At 52.5% G+C, this 19,580-nt stretch carries 17 protein-coding genes; 9 read left to right on the top strand and 8 right to left on the bottom strand.

The genetic code is table 11. From position 1 onward, the window contains the following. Window positions 1–10: 10 nt before the first annotated feature. Both AC0Z7K_RS05880 and manX read right to left on the bottom strand, forming a co-directional pair. The gene (locus AC0Z7K_RS05880; RefSeq protein ID WP_056778907.1) at window positions 11–808 is read right to left on the bottom strand and encodes a PTS mannose/fructose/sorbose transporter subunit IIC; all 798 of its coding nucleotides are present in this window, start codon (window positions 806–808) and stop codon (window positions 11–13) included. A 93-nt stretch (window positions 809–901) separates the two neighbouring features. Next, window positions 902–1,864, bottom strand: a complete 963-nt coding sequence (manX, locus tag AC0Z7K_RS05875) for a PTS mannose transporter subunit IIAB (RefSeq protein ID WP_485613311.1) — start codon at window positions 1,862–1,864, stop codon at window positions 902–904. A gap of 605 nt (window positions 1,865–2,469) precedes the next feature. Between manX and AC0Z7K_RS05870 the strand changes: the two genes are divergently transcribed. Then, a complete protein-coding gene (locus tag AC0Z7K_RS05870; RefSeq protein ID WP_413529897.1) occupies window positions 2,470–4,029 on the top strand; it encodes a TerC family protein in 1,560 nt (519 codons plus the stop codon). 67 nt (window positions 4,030–4,096) lie between these two features. Here AC0Z7K_RS05870 and AC0Z7K_RS05865 read toward each other — a convergent pair whose 3' ends face one another. The 4 genes from AC0Z7K_RS05865 to pabB form a co-directional block, all read right to left on the bottom strand. Beyond that, window positions 4,097–5,677, bottom strand: a complete 1,581-nt coding sequence (locus tag AC0Z7K_RS05865) for an EAL domain-containing protein (protein WP_485613310.1) — start codon at window positions 5,675–5,677, stop codon at window positions 4,097–4,099. Between the two features lie 434 nt (window positions 5,678–6,111). Continuing rightward, the gene (locus AC0Z7K_RS05860) at window positions 6,112–7,476 is read right to left on the bottom strand and encodes an L-serine ammonia-lyase (RefSeq protein ID WP_413529895.1); all 1,365 of its coding nucleotides are present in this window, start codon (window positions 7,474–7,476) and stop codon (window positions 6,112–6,114) included. Between the two features lie 167 nt (window positions 7,477–7,643). After that, window positions 7,644–8,219, bottom strand: coding sequence for a CoA pyrophosphatase (locus tag AC0Z7K_RS05855; RefSeq protein ID WP_485613396.1), 576 nt, complete (start codon window positions 8,217–8,219; stop codon window positions 7,644–7,646). Between the two features lie 23 nt (window positions 8,220–8,242). Continuing rightward, window positions 8,243–9,619 (bottom strand): aminodeoxychorismate synthase component 1, encoded by a 1,377-nt coding sequence (gene pabB / locus AC0Z7K_RS05850; RefSeq protein ID WP_485613308.1) that lies wholly within the window; start codon window positions 9,617–9,619, stop codon window positions 8,243–8,245. 179 nt (window positions 9,620–9,798) lie between these two features. On the opposite strand from pabB, the gene AC0Z7K_RS05845 reads away from it, so the two are divergent. After that, window positions 9,799–9,978: a YoaH family protein gene (locus tag AC0Z7K_RS05845; protein ID WP_056778924.1), complete on the top strand. Its 180-nt coding sequence runs from the start codon at window positions 9,799–9,801 to the stop codon at window positions 9,976–9,978. Between the two features lie 97 nt (window positions 9,979–10,075). Here AC0Z7K_RS05845 and purT read toward each other — a convergent pair whose 3' ends face one another. Continuing rightward, window positions 10,076–11,254 (bottom strand): formate-dependent phosphoribosylglycinamide formyltransferase, encoded by a 1,179-nt coding sequence (gene purT, locus AC0Z7K_RS05840; RefSeq protein ID WP_485613306.1) that lies wholly within the window; start codon window positions 11,252–11,254, stop codon window positions 10,076–10,078. A gap of 254 nt (window positions 11,255–11,508) precedes the next feature. Between purT and dbpA the strand changes: the two genes are divergently transcribed. The 4 genes from dbpA to pip all read left to right on the top strand — a co-directional run bounded on the left by dbpA (window position 11,509) and on the right by pip (window position 16,972). Beyond that, entirely contained in the window at window positions 11,509–12,897 is a 1,389-nt protein-coding gene (gene dbpA / locus AC0Z7K_RS05835; protein ID WP_413529913.1) for an ATP-dependent RNA helicase DbpA, read from the top strand. Window positions 12,898–13,048: 151 nt separating this feature from the next. After that, the gene (gene yebF / locus AC0Z7K_RS05830; protein WP_413529891.1) at window positions 13,049–13,414 is read left to right on the top strand and encodes a protein YebF; all 366 of its coding nucleotides are present in this window, start codon (window positions 13,049–13,051) and stop codon (window positions 13,412–13,414) included. Between the two features lie 119 nt (window positions 13,415–13,533). Beyond that, the gene (locus AC0Z7K_RS05825) at window positions 13,534–15,573 is read left to right on the top strand and encodes a S9 family peptidase (RefSeq protein WP_485613304.1); all 2,040 of its coding nucleotides are present in this window, start codon (window positions 13,534–13,536) and stop codon (window positions 15,571–15,573) included. A 442-nt stretch (window positions 15,574–16,015) separates the two neighbouring features. Further along, the gene (gene pip / locus AC0Z7K_RS05820; protein ID WP_413529889.1) at window positions 16,016–16,972 is read left to right on the top strand and encodes a prolyl aminopeptidase; all 957 of its coding nucleotides are present in this window, start codon (window positions 16,016–16,018) and stop codon (window positions 16,970–16,972) included. Window positions 16,973–17,006: 34 nt separating this feature from the next. Here the strand turns inward: pip and AC0Z7K_RS05815 are convergent, their stop codons facing one another. Continuing rightward, the gene (locus AC0Z7K_RS05815) at window positions 17,007–17,237 is read right to left on the bottom strand and encodes a DNA polymerase III subunit theta (RefSeq protein ID WP_112168775.1); all 231 of its coding nucleotides are present in this window, start codon (window positions 17,235–17,237) and stop codon (window positions 17,007–17,009) included. 406 nt (window positions 17,238–17,643) lie between these two features. On the opposite strand from AC0Z7K_RS05815, the gene ftnA reads away from it, so the two are divergent. The 3 genes from ftnA to copD all read left to right on the top strand — a co-directional run bounded on the left by ftnA (window position 17,644) and on the right by copD (window position 19,561). Then, window positions 17,644–18,150 (top strand): non-heme ferritin, encoded by a 507-nt coding sequence (ftnA, locus tag AC0Z7K_RS05810; protein WP_413529888.1) that lies wholly within the window; start codon window positions 17,644–17,646, stop codon window positions 18,148–18,150. Between the two features lie 136 nt (window positions 18,151–18,286). Further along, complete coding sequence (copC, locus tag AC0Z7K_RS05805) at window positions 18,287–18,673, top strand: copper homeostasis periplasmic binding protein CopC (RefSeq protein WP_413529912.1); 387 nt, start codon at window positions 18,287–18,289, stop codon at window positions 18,671–18,673. Between the two features lie 3 nt (window positions 18,674–18,676). Further along, on the top strand, window positions 18,677–19,561 hold the full coding sequence (gene copD, locus AC0Z7K_RS05800) for a copper homeostasis membrane protein CopD (protein WP_485613302.1): 885 nt from the start codon (window positions 18,677–18,679) through the stop codon (window positions 19,559–19,561). Window positions 19,562–19,580 lie beyond the last annotated feature (19 nt).

Here is a 19,580-nt window from a genome sequence, read left to right as displayed (position 1 = left end):
TCCTTCACCCTTAATCCAATTCGTTATCGAGGTCGTTAACACCCGGAGCTGCCGCTGCTTGCGCAGATTTGTTGTATTTCGGGCTCAACTGGATGTAAAGCACTGCCATCACCACACCAATCACACCCAGTGCAACCAGGTTGAAGTTAGTGAATGCCGCAGTGACGAAACCGAGGTAGAAGAAAGGCATCAGGTAGCCAGCACGCATCATGTTAATGACCATGGCGTAACCGACGACGACAATCATACCACCCGCAATATTCAGACCGTTGGTGACCACTTCCGGAATCGATGCCAGCAAGTCATGAACGATGGCAGTACCCACGGAAACCGCAACAATCACGGCTGGAATAGCGATACGCATTGCCTGAAGAACCAGCGCCGAAACGTGGATCCAGGTAATCGCGCTCAGGTTTCCTTTCTCAGCGGCTTTATCAGCAGCGTGCTGGAAGGCAACGGTGATAGTACGAACGATAATGGTTAATACCTGACCTGCAGCAGCCAGAGGGATGGCTAATGCAATACCGGCACCGACAGACTGACCGCCTGCGATAACCAGAATGGTAGAAATGATGGAGGCGAGGGCAGCATCCGGTGCAACAGCAGCACCGATGTTCATCCAGCCCAACGCAATCATTTCCAACGTACCGCCGATGATGATCCCGGTTTTAACATCACCCAGAACAAAACCGATCAAAGTACAGGCAACTAACGGACGGTGAAACTGGAATTCATCCAGAATCGAACCCATCCCGGCAATACATGCAACAATAAATATCAGCACAATTTGTAGTGTGGTGATCTCCATTGCACTTCTCCTATGACCAAAGGACGCTGAGTAAAAACAAGCACATCAGATGCAGATAACGTTGAGGCAATCTGCGTTTGACGCCTGTGCTTATTAATTCATCTTATTAATAAGATCCATCATCTTGAGACGTGAATCCGAGGACACTTTACGCACTTCAAGTTCGATACCTTTTTCATTCAGTTTTTTGAATGCTTCGATATCTTTCTCGTCGACGGACACGGCGTTATTCACCTGGGTTTTACCCTGACGGAATGCCATACCACCAATGTTGACCGTTGTAATCTTCACGCCACCTTCAACCACACGCAGCACGTCGGTTGGGTTGGTGAACAACAACATCACGCGGTCGCCAGCGTATTTCGGGTTGTTGTAAACACGGATAGCTTTCTCCACGTCGACAACGTGTGCAGTTACACCAGGAGGAGCAACCTGAGTCAGCAACGTTTTACGCACGGTGTCGGCAGCCACTTCATCGCTGATGACAATAATGCGGTTAACGTTGGTTTCTTTGGTCCAGCGGGTCGCGACTTGTCCATGGATTAAACGGTCATCAATACGGGCAAGACCGATTTTCATGTAATCATTCGGACCGGAAGGTTGAACCGGGGCGGCTTTTTTCGGTACAGGTGCGGCGACAGGGCCTTCTGTGGCAGGTTCCGGGGTTTTCAGCGCTTTTACGCCGATACGTCCGGTTTCCACTGCAATGGCAACCAGTTCTGCGAAGGACGGGTTGTCATCACGGGCCATGAAAGTTTCTGCCAGCATAGGGATGTTAACACCGGTGACAACTTCGTAATTTTCCTTATCGACAACAATGCGGCTGGCGGCGTTAAACGGGCTGCCACCCCAGGTGTCGACCAGGAAAAGGACGCCGCTGCTGGTATCTAAACCACCCAACTTTGCCGTGTACTTTTCGATCAGGGTTTCGGCATTCTCGCCGGGTACGAAATCGATATAGGCGACATTATCCTGTTCACCTAAAATCATTTCCGCTGTTTTCAGCAACTGTTCAGCTGCTGACCCGTGCGTGCCGATGATAATAGCAATACTCACTCGCTACCTCCTCTGTTAACTCGATTAAGAGTTATGCACATAAGTAATGGTGCTGATGATGATATCTGCCCGTTTTTGTTCCTGAGGCGGACAGAGCGTTCCCTGCGTGAGAATGAACCCACTAATGTCCGTTAATTTCTGATAACACTGATAAACAGTAAAACTGCAGAACCTCAACAGGTCGTGCGACGTGATTTATTTTAGTGTGTGAAAAAATAAATTTTGTGACGACTGTCCGTTATTCAACGACGTATTGTGAATACGCTTCCACGTGCCTAATAAAACAGCATAGATGTTTCAGAATGATGCAGGAGGTAAAAGATCGCACTTTCGTCAGATAATCATTCCTGATAAAGTGATTTTCCAAATAATTGAACAGGAGTACCGGGCCTCAGCCCTCCCTATGGACTGTCACCGACGTCACTATTCTTCGCTTTTTCATCTCATCGTTACCGGCAAATCCGCCCCAATGGGCCTGATTTTTGCCGCACTGAAACCGCTTTCATCTGTAAGTCATACAGCTAAAACACTTTGCCGGGCCCCTGATTGCTCAGCGAATCGCGTTTCTTTGCGTCTTTTTTCTTTAACTCATTGCGGAGTCTGACATGGAATTTTTGATGGACCCTTCAATTTGGGTCGGTTTGCTGACACTTGTCGTTCTGGAAATTGTTCTGGGTATCGACAACCTGGTGTTTATCGCCATTCTTGCGGACAAACTGCCACCAAAACAGCGTGATAAAGCACGTATCATCGGCTTATCCTTAGCTCTGATTATGCGTTTAGGCCTGCTGTCGCTGATCTCGTGGATGGTCAAACTCACCACGCCGCTGTTTAGTATTGCGCAGTTCAGTTTCTCCGGACGCGATTTGATCCTGTTGCTCGGCGGGGTATTCCTGCTGTTCAAAGCGACGACGGAGTTGCACGAACGGCTGGAGGGGCATGAAGAGCACGGTTCGCAAAACCGCGGCTACGCCAGTTTCTGGTCCGTTGTGGCGCAGATTGTGGTGCTGGACGCCGTGTTCTCACTCGATGCGGTGATCACCGCAGTTGGGATGGTCAACAACCTGTACGTCATGATGACGGCGGTGGTGATTGCCATGGGTGTCATGCTGCTGGCGTCGAAGTCGCTGACCCGCTTTGTGAACAATCATCCGACGGTGGTGGTGCTGTGTCTCAGCTTCCTGCTGATGATCGGCTTGAGCCTGATTGCTGAAGGTTTTGGTTTCCACATTCCGAAAGGTTATCTGTACGCCGCGATCGGTTTCTCCATTCTGATTGAATTATTTAACCAGATTGCACGCCGTAACTTCCTGAAAAGCCAGTCCACGCGACCGATGCGTGAACGTACGGCCGAGGCGATTCAGCGTCTGATGGGCGGGAAACGCCAGCATCAGAATGAAGATGAACCTTCAGGTGATGCCGTACCTGCCCATGAGACTTTTGCGGAAGAAGAACGTCACATGATAACCGGCGTACTGACGCTGGCCTCGCGTTCGCTGCGCAGCATCATGACGCCGCGTACCGAGATTTCCTGGGTGGACTGTGAACGCTCACCGGCTGAAATCCGCAGCCAGTTGCTGGACACGCCGCACAGCCTGTTCCCGATTTGCCGTCACTCTCTGGATGACGTGATCGGCGTGGTGCGGGCGAAAGATCTGCTGGTGGCGCTGGAAAAGGGTGAAAGCATCGTGGCCTTTGCCGAGAAAACGCCACCGATCGTGGTGCCGGAAACGATGGATGTTATCAATCTGCTGGCCGTGCTGCGTAAAGCGAAAGGCCGTCTGGTGGTAGTCAGCAATGAGTTTGGTGTGATTCAGGGGCTGGTCACGCCGCTGGACGTGCTGGAAGCCATTGCCGGTGAATTCCCGGACGAGGACGAAACGCCGGACGTGATTGCCGACGGTGATTCCTGGATAGCCAAGGGTGGCACGGATTTACATCTGTTACAGCAGATCCTGGACATCAACACGCTGGTCAGCCCGGACGATGATTTTGCGTCACTGGCGGGTTTGTTGTTATCGAAATCTGGCCAGATGCCGGTAGCAGGTGAAGTGATTGAAATGGCCTCGCTGCACTTTGAAATTCTTGAAGTGACAGATTATCGGATCGAGCGCGTGCGAATCACGAAAATCCAGTCTGAAGACCATTGGGAAGAAGACCAGTAATAGCGGTTCACTTCTGTTTAAAACGGCGACTCCGGTCGCCGTTTTTTATTCTTGTCATTCACCGTGATTATTCATCAACCGGTTGCATGACCTGCGTGGATTTCTCATAACGCGCCAGCCAGATCGGGAAAACCTCAATCGGCATCGGCCTGGCAAAATAGTATCCCTGCAAAGAATCGACTTTGCGTTTACGCAGATAATCGACCTGTTCACGAGTTTCGACGCCTTCGGCAATCAGCTTCAGATTCAGCCGTTGCGCCAGCGTGATGATGGTATCGGTGACCGTTGCGTTAATCGCGTCAGTACCGATGGAGGCAGTAAACGCCTGATCGATTTTCAGCACGTCAGGATTGAGCGTCTTCAGATAACTCAATGAACTGTGGCCGGTACCGAAATCATCGATCGCTAGTAATATCCCCATCTCTTTCAACTGTGAGATCTCGGCGGCTCGCAATTCCTGCAAGCGCGTGCGCTCAGTCAGTTCCAGCATTAGCGAGACGGAAGGCTGTGCGGGGAGCCAGATTTTGCGGATGTCATCCACAATTTCCATATTATTAAAATGCTGAGCGGCGACGTTAATACTGACGTAAAAACCGGAAGTGGCGGGGAAGACCGAAAGATTATCAGCCACCGTTTTAATCAGGTAGCGGGTAAGCGCGATAATGAGCCCGTGTTGCTCAGCCAGCGGAATAAACACATCTGGCGAAACCCATTCCTGTCGGCGATTTTTCCAGCGCATCAGCGTTTCGACACCAATACAGCGGCCATCGACACTATTGATAATCGGCTGACAATAGACTTTAAATTCGCGGTGCGAAATCCCGTGGCTTATCGGATACGCGAGACTAATCCGGCTGCCGGATAACAAATAGACCGCCGTTGCGGTCAGTAAACTGATCAGCACCGAAAGAGGAAGATGGGAAGCCAGTTCAGACCAGGCCAGCGCGGAAGATTCCTCACCATAAATCGACACGGAAAAATCATAGTTCGGTGATTTCACAGTCAGTAACGGCCGCTGCGGCAAATTCACGCTTTGAATGATTTCGTTTTTACCATACTCGAGGCTTTGCTTCATCACGTTCAGGACAATATGGCGGGCGTACGGCGGCTGTGGTTCGAGCAGGAAATTCGACAGGATCCCGATGTTATAGACGAACAGTTCACCGTTAAGATTATCAGCCGTGGCAGGCTGCCAGAGCAGCAAAGTAGGAATATCTAACCTGGTTAATTTTGCTGCACGAAGCTCAAGCCGCGTTCGGCCCTGAGCGATGTCCGGCAGGGTGTTGCTGAAATTCAGATCCAGCGCGCCAATAAGGCTTGAACAGGTAATGGTGCCATTGGTAACAAGAGTGATAGATCGCAAGGTTTGCATGCGCGCCACGGTTTGCTGCATGACAGGTTGTAATTCACGACAGGTCAGCGCCGGGTCAACGGGTGTTTTTCGGGCGGCCTGGGAAGCGGGTTCAAGTAATTTTTCGAGTTTTTCAACGGTGTGCATCGCCACGCGTTGTTGATCCGCAGAGATAACCTGACTTTGTTCGTAAATACGAATACCGAGCGTAAGAATAAGGGTAAATAAACCCATAGCGCTGGCCAACGCAAGGCGATAGTAGCGATACTTCGCAAGTCCGGTCTGGGAGAACAGCATCGTTCTAATCCTTGTATCCCGTGTAATGTGCAGGCTCACAAATAGTCATTTATAAAGGGTTTACCTGAGCGTAACAGCCGTTTTGTTATTATTGATAGTAGCTGTAAATCGTAGGAGGCTCTTTCACTTTATTGAGTGGCAAAATGAAATTAAATCCCTTTCTGTGACGTTGTCACTCATTTTGCGCCTGCCATTCCTTAACATCCGAGCGGTAGAACTTATTGAAGCAGCCTGAGCGGCAAAACACGCGGAAATCAGCATGCCGTACGCGCGGGGTATAAAGCAAGTGTCATGTCCAATATGTATTGATAATACAACGGGTTGTTCTTAGCGAAGATTTAATGGCTACGTGATAGTACCGGTGCGGTATTTTGTGCGTCACACGTCCAAAACATCTGGCAATGTGACGCAGCCAAGAGAAAAACGCAGTAATATCAGTCGCACTGCACCTTGATCGCCAGACCACCACGTGACGTTTCACGGTATTTGGCGTTCATGTCTTTGCCCGTTTCGTACATGGTTTCAATCACTTTATCGAGAGAGACCCGGGGCTCACTGGTGCGGCGCAACGCCATGCGTGCCGAGTTAATGGCTTTCACCGACGCGATAGCATTACGCTCGATGCATGGCACCTGAACCTGACCGGCCACCGGATCACAGGTCAAACCCAGATTGTGCTCCATGCCGATTTCAGCCGCCACGCAAACCTGCTCGGGGCTGCCGCCCAGTAATTCAGTCAGACCGGCGGCGGCCATGGAACAGGCCACGCCGACTTCACCCTGACAGCCCACTTCTGCACCTGAAATCGACGCGTTCATCTTATAAAGAATGCCGATAGCGCCGCAGGTGAGGAAATAGCGCAGATAAATATCCGGGCTGACCGATTGGATGTACTTGTCATAATACGCCAGTACCGCCGGAACAATCCCGCAGGCACCGTTAGTCGGTGCAGTGACCACGCGGCCACCGGCGGCATTTTCTTCGTTAACCGCCAGCGCAAACATATTTACCCAGTCGATCACGTTCATCGGGTCTTTAGACAGTTGATCGTTGGAGACCAGCATTCGGCGCAGTGCCGATGCACGGCGCGGAACACGCAGCGGGCCGGGAAGCACGCCTTCTGTGTTTAAACCGCGATCGATACATGCTTGCATCGTGTGCCAGATTTTCTCGAAATATTGCTCGATCTCTTGCTTACTATGCTGCGCGAGCTCGTTCTGCATCATTAAGCCGGAGAGAGAAAGGCCATTCTCTTTGCACTTTGCCAGCATTTCACTGGCCGAATTAAAGCTGAACGGCACGGACACTTCGTCCAGAACCGGCTGGCCGAAATGCTCATCATCGACGATAAAACCGCCGCCGACGGAATAATACGTTTTGCTGTACACCAGTTTGTCACCGGCAAACGCGTGGATCTGCATGGCATTTTCATGGCGTGGCAGGTTTTCGCTGCGAAATACCATGCCGGTGTCGCGCGGGAAATCGACTTCGTGCTGGGTGGTGCCAAGCGGCAAACGCTGACGTTGCTCAACGTCGCGGATAAAGTGCGGAATGCCGTCGATGTCAACGGTGTCGGGCTGATTACCGGCCAGACCTAAAATAATGGCGATATCTGTGTGGTGGCCTTTACCTGTCAGCGACAGGGAGCCAAAAACGTCCACGGCGACACGCGTAACGGCAGGCATCATGCCCTGTTCGAGCAGGTCATCAGCGAACTGTTTACCGGCTTTCATCGGGCCCAAAGTATGGGAACTGGAAGGGCCAATCCCGACCTTGAACATGTCGAAAACGCTAATCACGTCGAATACTCCTGTAATTGAAAACGGCAGGGAACGGGACCCTGACAGCCACAAACGAATTTGTGGCTAGATCTATAGTGTAAAAGGGGTTTAGGGCAATAGATTCTATTTTCGCATGAAATAAACTTATTTGATGCGAAAGTGTGATCGATGTGTAACCAGTGAGGTCAGTCTTTAACCTGCCGGGCCAGCTGACGAATGATCGACGCGGTTAATCCCCAGACAAATTGCTGCTGATACCAGGATAAATACACCCGGTGATGTGTGCCTCTGCGGTGAATATCCAGAGAATGGTAACGGGCCAGATCGAAAGCTTCCTGTAACGGCATCTCGAATATCTCCGCCACTTCATCTTCCGCCGGATGGAACGTCACATCAACGGGTAACAGGCCGATCACCGGCGTGACCTGAAAACCGCTGCTGCTGTCCTGCGGGGCTAGCGTGCCCAATATGTGTACCTGTTCAGGAGGGATCGCGACCTCTTCCTGCGTCTCGCGCAGCGCAGTGGCGATAATCGATGCATCCGTGGCATCGGCCGCACCGCCTGGAAACGCGACCTGACCGGCGTGCTTGCGCAGGCTGTCTGAACGTCGGGTGAGTAAAATTGTCGGCTCTTCGCGGCAAATAATCGGGATCAACACCGCCGCGTGACGGGTGCCGCGCAACAGCGGCGCGGGCATGCGCGGCTGCTGTAACTGAAAGCGCAGAATGAAATCTTCCACGGCGGGCGAAAACGCCTGCATCGGCGGGTGTTGTTCCAGCAAACTCACGGCTGAGCGTCTCCTAACTGGGGCAAAATGCGGGCGATTTTATCGAACGTCTCCTGATATTCTGCCTGTTCCTGGCTGTCCGCAACAATCCCGCCGCCCGCCCAACAATAGATTTTACCCTGTTCGGTCAGCAGAGTACGGATGGTGATATTGCTGTCCATCGTGCCGCAGCAGCTGATGTAAGCAATACTGCCGCAGTAGCCGTTGCGGCGCTGGGGTTCGAGTTCTTCGATTATTTCCATCGCGCGCACTTTTGGCGCACCGGTGATAGAGCCACCGGGGAAACAGGCGCGCAGCAGGGCGCTGGCGTGGCAGTCAGCGGGTAATTCAGCGGTGATGGTGCTGACCAAATGATAGACGGCCGGGAAGGGCTCGACCACAAACAGTTCAGGCACCCTTACGCTGCCGGGCGTCGCCACCCGGCCAATGTCATTTCGCAGCAAATCGACGATCATCAGGTTTTCGGCGCGATCTTTTTCTGACGCTGCCAGACGCTCCGCCTGGCGGGCATCTTCGTCCGGATCTTCACAACGCGGCAGCGTGCCTTTGATAGGTCGTGTCTGGATCTGCTGGTTTTTCAGCCAGATAAAGCGTTCGGGAGAGAGGCTGAGCACGGCGTTTTCCGGCAACCGCAGAAAGGCCGAGAAGGGCGCACGGTTGGCCTGATTTAGCCGCAGAAACGCCTGCCACTCATCACCCTGATAGGCGGTGGCGAACCGTTGCGCCAGATTGATTTGATAGCAATCACCGCTGTGAATGTATTCCTGAATCTGGCGGAATTTCACACCGTATTCCTCGCGACTCATATTCGCCTGCCACGGTGCATCCAGGTGGAAAGGGGCCGTGTTCACCGGCTTCGCATGCTGTTCCAGCCAGCGTATACGCGCCTGAATATCACCATGAGACACCAGAGTCAGACGCTGTAAATGGTGATCGGCGATCAGCGCCCAGTCATAAATACCGACGGCCATGTCAGGAAGCGTGATGTCTCGCTGCGCGATGTCCGGCAGCGTCTCAACGCGGCGGCCCAAATCGTAGCCAAACAGGCCGAGTGCACCGCCCTGAAAAGGAAAGTCGTCAGAGGTTTCTGCCCGCAATCCCGAGGCGCAAAGCTGTTCTTCCAGCAACGCAAACGGATCTTCTTCCCTTGTCCACACGGTACCTTCTCGCGCAATCTGCGTAATCGCCCCGCGGGTGGTCAGCGTGACCCGCGGGTCGGCGACCAGAATATCGAAGCGGTTGTGCTGGTGTTGCGCTGCGCCCGAGTGTAGCAGCATCGCCCACGGCAAAGCGGAAAGTGGCCCGAACTGCGTCAGCAGAGCGTCCGGCCGATAAGGCAAGGGATAGAAAACAACGGAGTGAGCGGGTTGCATGACGGGTTTCAGTTTCTCTGGCGCGATGAATGACGTTACAGGTCTGCGATCCTAACATAGATTCCGCCCCCGGAAACCAGCACAGGCGATTTGCATGAATAAGGCGTATACTGTGCAACCCCGCAGCCTGCGGGCGTTGTTTATCTTGCAACAGTCACCACGTACAACAGGAATCTCCCATGCTGACAGGTATGCCTTCACTATCACATAACGAACAAGAACAGGCCGCCGATCGTATCCGCCAGTTAATGGAAAATGGCATGAGCAGCGGCGAAGCCATTGCTACCGTGGCGGCAGAAATCCGTGAGACGCACAAAGGCGATCGCGTGACCGTCATTTTTGATGACGAAGACGAATAACACCCTGTCCTGAAGGTGTTTTCTTTCAGGCAAATTGTGATGAAAAAAACCGGAGCCTTTGCAGGCGTCCGGTTTTTTTATGTGAAATCCGCAGAGACTAGCCTTTGACGACCACCGCAGCGGCAGCCTGTTTGGCCTGTTCCACCGCATCTTCGACGTTATCGGCAATCGCCAGCGCAACGCCCAGACGGCGTTTCCCACTTATTTCCGGCTTGCCGAACAGGCGAATTTGATTGTAACCGGTCAGCGCATTTTCCAGACCGCTGAAGGTGACGTCGTTGCTGGTCAGCTCAGGCAGAATAACGGCAGAGGCGGAAGGGCCGAACTGGCGGATATTGCCCACCGGCAGGCCAAGAAAGGCGCGAACGTGCAGAGCAAACTCCGAGAGATCCTGAGAAATCAGCGTCACCATGCCGGTATCGTGCGGACGTGGTGAGACTTCGCTGAAGATCACATCGTCGCCGCACACAAACAGCTCGACGCCAAACAGACCTTTACCGCCAAGGGCTTTTACGACTTTTTCGGCAATTTCTTTCGCACGTTGCAGGGCCAGTTCGGTCATCTGCTGTGGCTGCCAGGATTCCCGGTAATCCCCGTCTTCCTGACGATGGCCGATTGGCGCGCAGAAGTGGATGCCATCCACGGCGCTGATGGTCAGCAAGGTTATCTCGAAATCAAATTTCACCAGGCCTTCCACAATGACGCGACCGCCACCGGCACGACCGCCTTGCTGCGCGTAATCCCATGCGGTTTGCAACTGTTCTGCGCTTCGGATCAGGCTCTGGCCTTTACCCGATGAGCTCATGACCGGCTTGATAATGCACGGGTAACCGATTGCGTCGACAGCCTGACGAAAAGAGGCTTCATCATCCGCAAACTGGTAACTGGACGTCGGCAGTTGCAGCGTTTCTGCAGCCAGACGACGGATGCCCTCGCGGTTCATGGTCAGGCGGGTGGCTTCGGCGCAAGGCACCACGTTGTGACCCTGTTTTTCCAGCTCGACCAGCATACTGGTGGCGATAGCTTCGATTTCCGGCACGATGAAATCGGGACGTTCGCTTTCGATAACCTGTTTGAGCGCGTCGCCGTCCAGCATATTAATGACATGGCTGCGATGAGCAACCTGCATTGCCGGTGCATCGGCGTAACGATCCACGGCGATCACTTCCAGGCCAAGACGCTGACATTCAATCGCCACTTCTTTCCCGAGTTCGCCAGAGCCTAACAACATGACGCGTGTGGCGCCGGTGCGCAGTGCAGTACCAATGGTTAACATAGCTTCGTACCCAGATCTGTGATGAATAAAAATGAGAATTTCGGCGCGCAGTATATCTGAATTAATGATCAACGAAAACGATTGCGCAGTATGATCGCCGAATTCGTCGCGGAGCAAAGTGGGGCGTGTAAGGGATTTTTTCAGCCAGTTTTCTGCCGTTTAAGGCAGTCAGCGGGCGTCTCTGTTATCATTTAACCAAACCATGGCGTCAGACCCTCTGCCGCTGCTTCGATTTTTGCCTCACATAAAGAGTTATCGCCTTGAGCACGCATTCCTTTTCAGCCCTGACACTGCCCGCTGAGCAACTTTCTAACCTGACCGAACTGGGTTATACCGAAATGACCCCGATTCAGGCCGCTTCACTGCCTGCCATTTTGCAGGGGCAGGACGTCCTGGCCAAAGCTAAAACCGGTAGCGGCAAAACAGCTGCGTTCGGGATCGGTTTGCTGAACAGTATCACCGTGGCGCAGTTCTACGCCCAGGCGCTGGTGCTGTGCCCGACCCGCGAACTGGCGGATCAGGTCAGTAAAGAGTTACGTCGTCTGGCTCGCTTTACCCAGAACATCAAAATTCTGACCCTCTGCGGCGGCCAGTCAATCGGCCCTCAGCTGGAATCACTGGTGCGTCAGCCGCACATCGTGGTCGGTACGCCGGGGCGTATTCAGGAACATTTGCGTAAAGGCACTCTGAAGCTGGATCAACTGAAAGTGCTGGTGCTGGATGAAGCCGACCGCATGCTGGACATGGGCTTTAGCGAAGACATTGAAGACGTGGTCAGCTACACACCGCCCGCCCGTCAGACGCTGCTGTTCTCCGCAACTTATCCGGACGGCATCGAGCGTATTAGTTCTAAATTCCAGCGCCAGCCGCTGAAAGTCGAAATTGAAGGTGAAGAAGACGTTGCGGATATCAAGCAGGTCTTTATCGAAGCCGATAAACATCAACGTTTGTCACTGCTTGCGGCGGTGCTTTATCAGCATCAGCCTACGTCATGCGTGGTGTTCTGTAACACCAAGCGCGATTGTCAGGACGTCTGCGATGCGCTGTCCGCCAAAGGCATCAGCGCGCTGGCGCTGAACGGCGATCTTGAACAGCGTGACCGTGACCGTGTGCTGGTGCGTTTCTCCAACGGCAGTTGCCGCGTGCTGGTGGCCACCGACGTGGCGGCGCGCGGTCTGGACATCAAAGATCTCGGTCTGGTGATCAATTACGAACTGTCGTTCGATCCTGAAGTGCATATCCATCGTGTAGGCCGCACCGGCCGCGCAGGCACCAGCGGTCTGGCCGTCAGTTTAGTCACGCCGCAGGAAATGGGCCGTGTTCACGCACTGGAAGATTACACTCGTCAGACCTTTGTCTGGCAGCCGGCTGCACAGGCGTTGGCCGCTACGCCGGTAGCGCTGGATCCTGTCATGGCGACCCTGTGCATCGACGGTGGCCGTAAAGCCAAAATCCGCCCCGGTGACATTCTCGGCGCGCTGACCGGTGAAGCTGGCCTGACCGCTGCCGAAGTCGGTAAAATTGACATGTTCCCGATCCACGCGTACGTAGCGATTCGTCAGAAGAGCGCCAAAAAGGCGTTGCAACGTTTGCAGGAAGGCAAAATCAAAGGCAAAAACTGTAAGGCCATCATCTTACGTTAAGCATTATGCGTTGTTCGTCATGTTGTTAATGTTGTGTTATTACCTTGTTGAGGATTATATTATCTAACGCAAGCGATGACCTTGTCAGTTGTAGGGATATAAATCCTGCAAGGTCACTGGTAATGATCGACAAAAAGCGGGAAGACGAACAATGAAAAAGATGATCTCAGGCGCGGTGATCGCTGTCGCAGGAATGAGCGGAATGATTCAGGTGGCGCAGGCGGCGGAGCCGGAAGTCAGAACGGCAACGGTCGCGCCTTGCTCAACCGCCAGCAAAGACGAAATTGCGGCGCTGGTGAAGCGTGATTTCCTGCAAAACCGTATTCCGCGTTGGGATGCGGATAAGAAAACGCTTGGTACGTCTACGCCGGTGGCGTGGGTAGCGCCGGACAGTATCAGCGGCGATAACGCGAAGTGGACAATCCCGCTGAAAGTTCGCGGCGATCACACCGACAAAACCTATCAGGTGACGCTCAATTGCCAGCTCGGTGAAATCAGCTACAGCACGCCAGTCTGAGTGATATCCGCGTCCGTTTCCTCCGGCGGACGCATTATTCCTTTCATTTCCGTCTCTTGGTTTCCCCGGCTAAACCTGTCACTCTTGTCATACCACTAAGAGGACAAAGAGATCCCGCGATGATGACACCTCCAAAGGCTGAAAAACGCCCTAAAATCCTGAGCGCGCACGGCACTGAACGCGTCGATAACTATTACTGGCTGCGTGACGATGACCGCACCGATCCTCAGGTCCTGGCTTACCTCGCAGCCGAAAATGAATATACCGATGAGGCCATGAAGCCCCATCAGGCGCTGCGCGAAACACTGTATGGCGAGATGGTGGCGCGCATTGCCCAGCAGGATCATTCTGTTCCTTATATTAAGCACGGTTTCCGCTATCAGACCCGCTATGAGCCGGGCAATGAATACGCCATTTATCTGCGCCAACCCGCTGACGAACAGGAACAGTGGGCGACGCTTATCGACGGTAACGAGCGCGCCAAAGACAGTGAGTTTTATACGCTGGGCGGGCTCGATATCAGCCGTGATAACAAACGGATGGCTGTCGCTGAAGATTTTCTGTCGCGCCGCCAGTACGACATCCGCATCAAAAATCTGGATGACGAAACCTGGGCTGACGATCTGCTGAAAAATACCTCCGGCAGCAGCGAATGGGCGAACGACTCCCAGACTTTGTATTATGTGCGCAAACACAAGAAAACCCTCCTGCCGTATCAGGTCTATCGCCACGTTGTCGGCACCGACCCAAAAACCGACAAACTGGTGTATGAAGAGAAAGACGACACCTTTTACGTCGGGCTGGATAAAACCACGTCAGAAAAATACATCCTGATCCATCTCGACAGCACCACGACCTCCGAGATTTTGCTGCTCGATGCTGACGATCCGCAGGCAAAACCTCAGGTTTTCCTGTCGCGCCGTAAAGATCACGAGTACGCGCTCGACCATTACCTCGGCAAGTTCTATATCCGCTCGAACAAAGACGGCAAAAATTTCGGCCTGTACAAAAGTGATAACGGCGAAGAGTCTGGCTGGCATGCGCTGATCGCACCGCGCGTGGAAGTGATGCTGGAAGGCTTTAGTCTGTTCCGTGGCTGGCTGGTCGTTGAAGAGCGCGAACAGGGGCTGACGCATCTGCGCCAAATCCACTGGCAAACCGGCGAGGAAAAATCGCTGGCGTTTGACGATCCCACCTACACCACCTGGCTGGCGTACAACCCGGAACCGGATACCGCGCTGCTTCGCTACGGCTATTCTTCCATGACCACGCCGAGCACCTTGTTTGAACTGGATCTGGATACGCACGAACGTACTTTGCTAAAGCAGCAGGAAGTGAAAGATTTTGATGCGGCGAATTACCGCAGCGAACGCGTCTGGGTCAACGCCCGCGACGGAGTGAAAGTGCCGGTGTCGCTGGTCTATCGCCATGAACTTTTCAAACCCCACCAGAATCCGCTGATGCTTTACGGCTACGGCTCCTACGGTAGCAGTATGGATCCTGCTTTCAGCGGCAGCCGTCTCAGCCTGTTAGATCGCGGTTTTGTATTCGCGCTGGCACACATCCGCGGCGGTGCGGAGCTCGGTCAGCAATGGTATGACGACGGGAAACTGTTCAATAAACTGAACACTTTCCACGATTTCATCGACGTTACCAAAGAGCTGGTAGCCGAAGGTTATGGCGACGCGAAGCAGGTCTATGCAATGGGCGGTAGCGCGGGCGGTTTGCTGATGGGGTCAATCATCAATCAGGCGCCGGAGTTGTATCACGGCATTGTTGCGCAGGTTCCGTTTGTCGACGTCGTCACCACGATGCTTGATGAGTCTATCCCGCTGACTACCGGCGAATACGACGAGTGGGGTAATCCGAACGAAAAGCCTTATTACGACTACATGTTGCAATACAGCCCGTACGATCAGGTGCGTGCGCAGGCGTATCCGCACATGCTGGTCACCACCGGCCTGCATGACTCTCAGGTGCAATACTGGGAACCGGCAAAATGGGTGGCCAGACTGCGCGATGTGAAAACCGACAGCAATCAGCTGCTGATGCACACGGATATGGATTCTGGTCACGGTGGCAAATCCGGACGCTTTAAAGCGTATGAGGATATCGCGCTGGAGTACGCCTTCCTGGTGGCGCTGGCAGCGAAAAGTTGAGTCTAAAAAATTTCCCCTAAATAAAAAAACCCGCGCTCGGCGGGTTTATTCTACGAAGTACATTGTTAAGCAGATGCTTTCTTGGCTTTTTTATCAGCCTTTTTTTCGGCAGGGGTTTTCAATGGCTTTTTCTTCGCATTCTTTTTGCTATCCATTCCTTTACTCATCATTGCCTCTCTTTAAAGCTGGTGGATTGGGTTGCTCACCTATTTAGAGCCAAATTCGTTCCTGTTGCAAGCTCCTTTGTGTTTCCAACCGTTCTTTACAGTTATGGAACCCGCCACCGCTTATCGTGAAAAAAAGAAATTGCGCGATAAGTATGCGAACAGCATACAAAAAGCCGATTTTCGTGGATTACAACTTGTTGTTGGCTGGCTGATGCGCTGTTATTGAGTTGTAAATGTATCCATCAATACTCTGGCCAACTAGAACAGGAAATGTCATGCCAAAATTAAAAGGGTTGTATCCACCGCGTGAGGCTTATGCCAGCGGCATGCTTGATACCGGCGACGGCCATCAGGTTTACTGGGAGCGTAGTGGCAACCCACAAGGCAAGCCGGCGGTCTTTATTCACGGCGGGCCGGGCGGCGGATGTTCCTCCGTCCACCGTCAGTTGTTTGATCCGAATGATTATGACGTCATGCTGTTTGATCAGCGTGGCTGCGGGCGTTCAAAGCCTCATGCGAGCCTCGACAACAACACGACATGGCATCTGGTGGAAGATATCGAGCGTCTGCGCAAAATGGCAGGTGTAGAGAAATGGCTGGTGTTCGGCGGTTCGTGGGGGTCCACGCTGGCGCTGGCCTATGCCCAGACGCATCCCGAGCACGTCAGCGAAATGGTGCTGCGTGGTATCTTCACCATGCGTAAGCAGGAACTGACCTGGTACTACCAGGACGGGGCATCGCGATTCTTCCCGGAAAAATGGCAGCGAATTTTGTCAATTTTATCAGAGGAAGAACGTAAAGATGTGATCGCTGCTTATCACAAGCGACTGACGTCAAACGACCGTGCGGTGCAACTGGAGGCGGCTAAAATATGGAGCCTGTGGGAAGGGGAGACAGTCACGCTTCTGCCTGCGGAGGGTTCGGCGTCGTTTGGTGAAGATAACTTTGCGCTGGCATTTGCCCGTATCGAAAACCACTACTTCACACATCTGGGTTTTTTAGACACCGATGATCAGCTGCTGCAAAACGTCGACCGCATCCGGCATATTCCTGCGGTGATTGTGCATGGCCGCTACGACATGGCCTGTCAGGTGCAAAACGCCTGGGATCTGGCGAAAGCCTGGCCGGAAGCCGAGCTGCACATTATCGAAGGAGCAGGGCACTCATTTGATGAGCCGGGCATTCTCGATCAACTGATCCGCACCAACCAGCAATTTGCTACCCGTCGATAATCTTCTCTCCTCCCGTTTACCTGCGCCAGCAACGTTACTTTTGCTTCGGTTCATAAGGTAAGCGGGAAAATTTATGTGATTCTCCACGGTAATGCATAACGCGCTCGCGAAAGTACGTGCGCAGGTGCTCAGGCTGCTGGCGTTCAACCATTTCAGCGACAACCGGCATGTTGTAACGCTCTTTGAAAGCGACCGCCGAGGCCGCCAGATCGATGTTGATGCGATCCATTTCTTCTTTACTGATTTCCGCCAGATTGATACTCATTGCGACATCCCGTGAATCTGTTTTGACCGGCATTGTACCCGAGGCCACCGCCGGGGTGAACGCTGATATCTTATTTTTATAAACTGCCACTAAGCTAAATGATTACGATGTCATATAGGTAAATAAGAACTATTCACGTTGTGGAATTGATTATTAGCAGCAATTAGGCTGGAAGATTTATTTTATCAAATAAGAATGATTCTTTTTAATATATGCGCGCATGTTAATGGTTATCATTATTGTATATTTCACTTGAAATTAATCTCTTAAAAATCATGGTATTAAAATTAAATGTTACTTGTGATGATATTAATGTGAATCACCTGTTTTTATTTAGTGTTGATGCGGGCATAATGCGGATAAATAAACCCATTCCCCTGCCTTAATTTATTTATGGAGCCGCATCATGCTAAAAAAAGAAATGATCGATCAGCTTAATGAACAGCTGAACCTCGAGTTTTATTCTGCCAATTTATATTTGCAGATGAGTGCATGGTGCAGCGACAAAGGCTACGAAGGTGCGGCTGCGTTTCTGAAGAAGCATTCCATGGAAGAGATGGACCACATGCATCGCCTGTTCAAATATGTCAGCGATACCGGCGCACTGCCGTTGTTGGGCGCGATTGCTGCACCGCCGGTAACATTTGAATCTCTTTCTGATCTCTTCATGCAGACTTACGAGCATGAGCAACTGATCACACAGAAAATCAACGAACTGGCCGATCTGGCGATGACTCTGAAAGATTATTCTTCCTTCAACTTCCTGCAATGGTACGTCGCAGAGCAACATGAAGAAGAGACCTTGTTCAAATCCGTTCTCGACAAACTGTCACTGGTCAGCAATACCGGCAACGGATTGTTCTTCGTTGATAAAGATCTCAAAAATATGGCAGCGCAAGCCCCGGCGGTGTAAACCCCGTTTGTGATGCACATAAAACGCAGAATGCTCCGGCTTCTGCGTTTTTTTATGCATTTATGACAAACGTTTTGGGTTGGTTTGCGATAAAGTGACGGCGTTATAAATTCATCGTTACGCAAGCCAAGGAATCATCGTGTTGAAAAAAACCACCTCTCTTTGCCGTGCCATGGCAGTCTCAGCCGTATTGCTGAGCGGATTTATCTCATCGCAAGCCTTTGCGCATGCACATCTTAAAACTCAGACGCCAGCAGCGGACACCGTTCTTGCCGCCAGCCCGACTGAACTCTCTCTCGGATTCAGTGAAGGTATCGAACCGAATTTCAGCAAAATTACCCTGACCGGTGCAGATAAAAAAGCGGTTAAAACTGGCGCGTTAACGCTCGCTGCTAATGACAACACCCAGACGGTAGTCACGTTACCCGATGCGCTGAGCCCAGGTAAATATTGGGTAACGTGGAGCGTGGTCTCGGTCGACGGTCATAAAACCAATGGTCAGTACAGCTTCACCGTTAAGTAAGTCATGAGCCTGACTGCGCTGTTTGTCCTGTGCCGGTTCGCCCATTTTGCCTCCCTGATGCAAATATTCGGGCTGAGCGTATTTTGCTCCCTACTGGCACCGGCCGGCTTTACGGCGATGTTACTGCGAAAAAACCAGACGCTGATGATGTGGTCTGGCGCGGTTGCGGCGATAACGTCTGTCGGGATGCTATCAATTCAGGCCATGTTGATGGGTAATGGCTGGAGTGATGGCCTGAACCTGAACGTCTGGTTACTGGTGCTGACTACCACGTTTGGCGAAGTCTGGCGCTGGCACTTATTGCTGACCGCCGCACTGATGCTGGTGTTGTTGATGGACTGGCTGTCGGTGCGCAATCTGCTGGTGTTCCTTTGCTCGCTGGGTTTATTGCTGAGTCAGGCGCTGATCGGTCATGCGGCCATGCATAACGGCATATTAGGGCTCGTTCAGCGTCTCAATCATATGGTGCATCTGTTGAGTGCCGCCTACTGGTTTGGATGCTTACTCCCGCTGCTGGCGTGCATGTACTACACCCGTAAACCTGAACTGCGGCCTTTTGCCATCGCCACGCTGATCCGTTTTTCAACATGGGGTCATGCCGCCGTCGCGCTGGTCATACTCACGGGCATCATGAATACCGCCATCATTTTGCAGCGCTGGCCGACGGAGCTGACGTCGCTTTACCAGTGTCTACTGGTTATCAAAATTCTGCTGGTCGGCATTATGGCCACTATCGCCGTCTACAACCGTTATCGTCTCGTGCCGCTGATGGGCAATGACTCCGGTCATGCCGAACGCCGTTTTGTGTTGATGACATGGGTTGAATGGGGGCTGGCGCTTTTTGTTCTGCTGCTGGTGAGCCTGTTTGCCACGCTGGCGCCGCGCTGAAGCGGCGTTAAAAACGTAT

Source organism: Rahnella sp. 1L-D-7-B-C2 (genome assembly GCF_057290995.1).
This window is presented reverse-complemented; position numbering and strand designations above follow the sequence as displayed.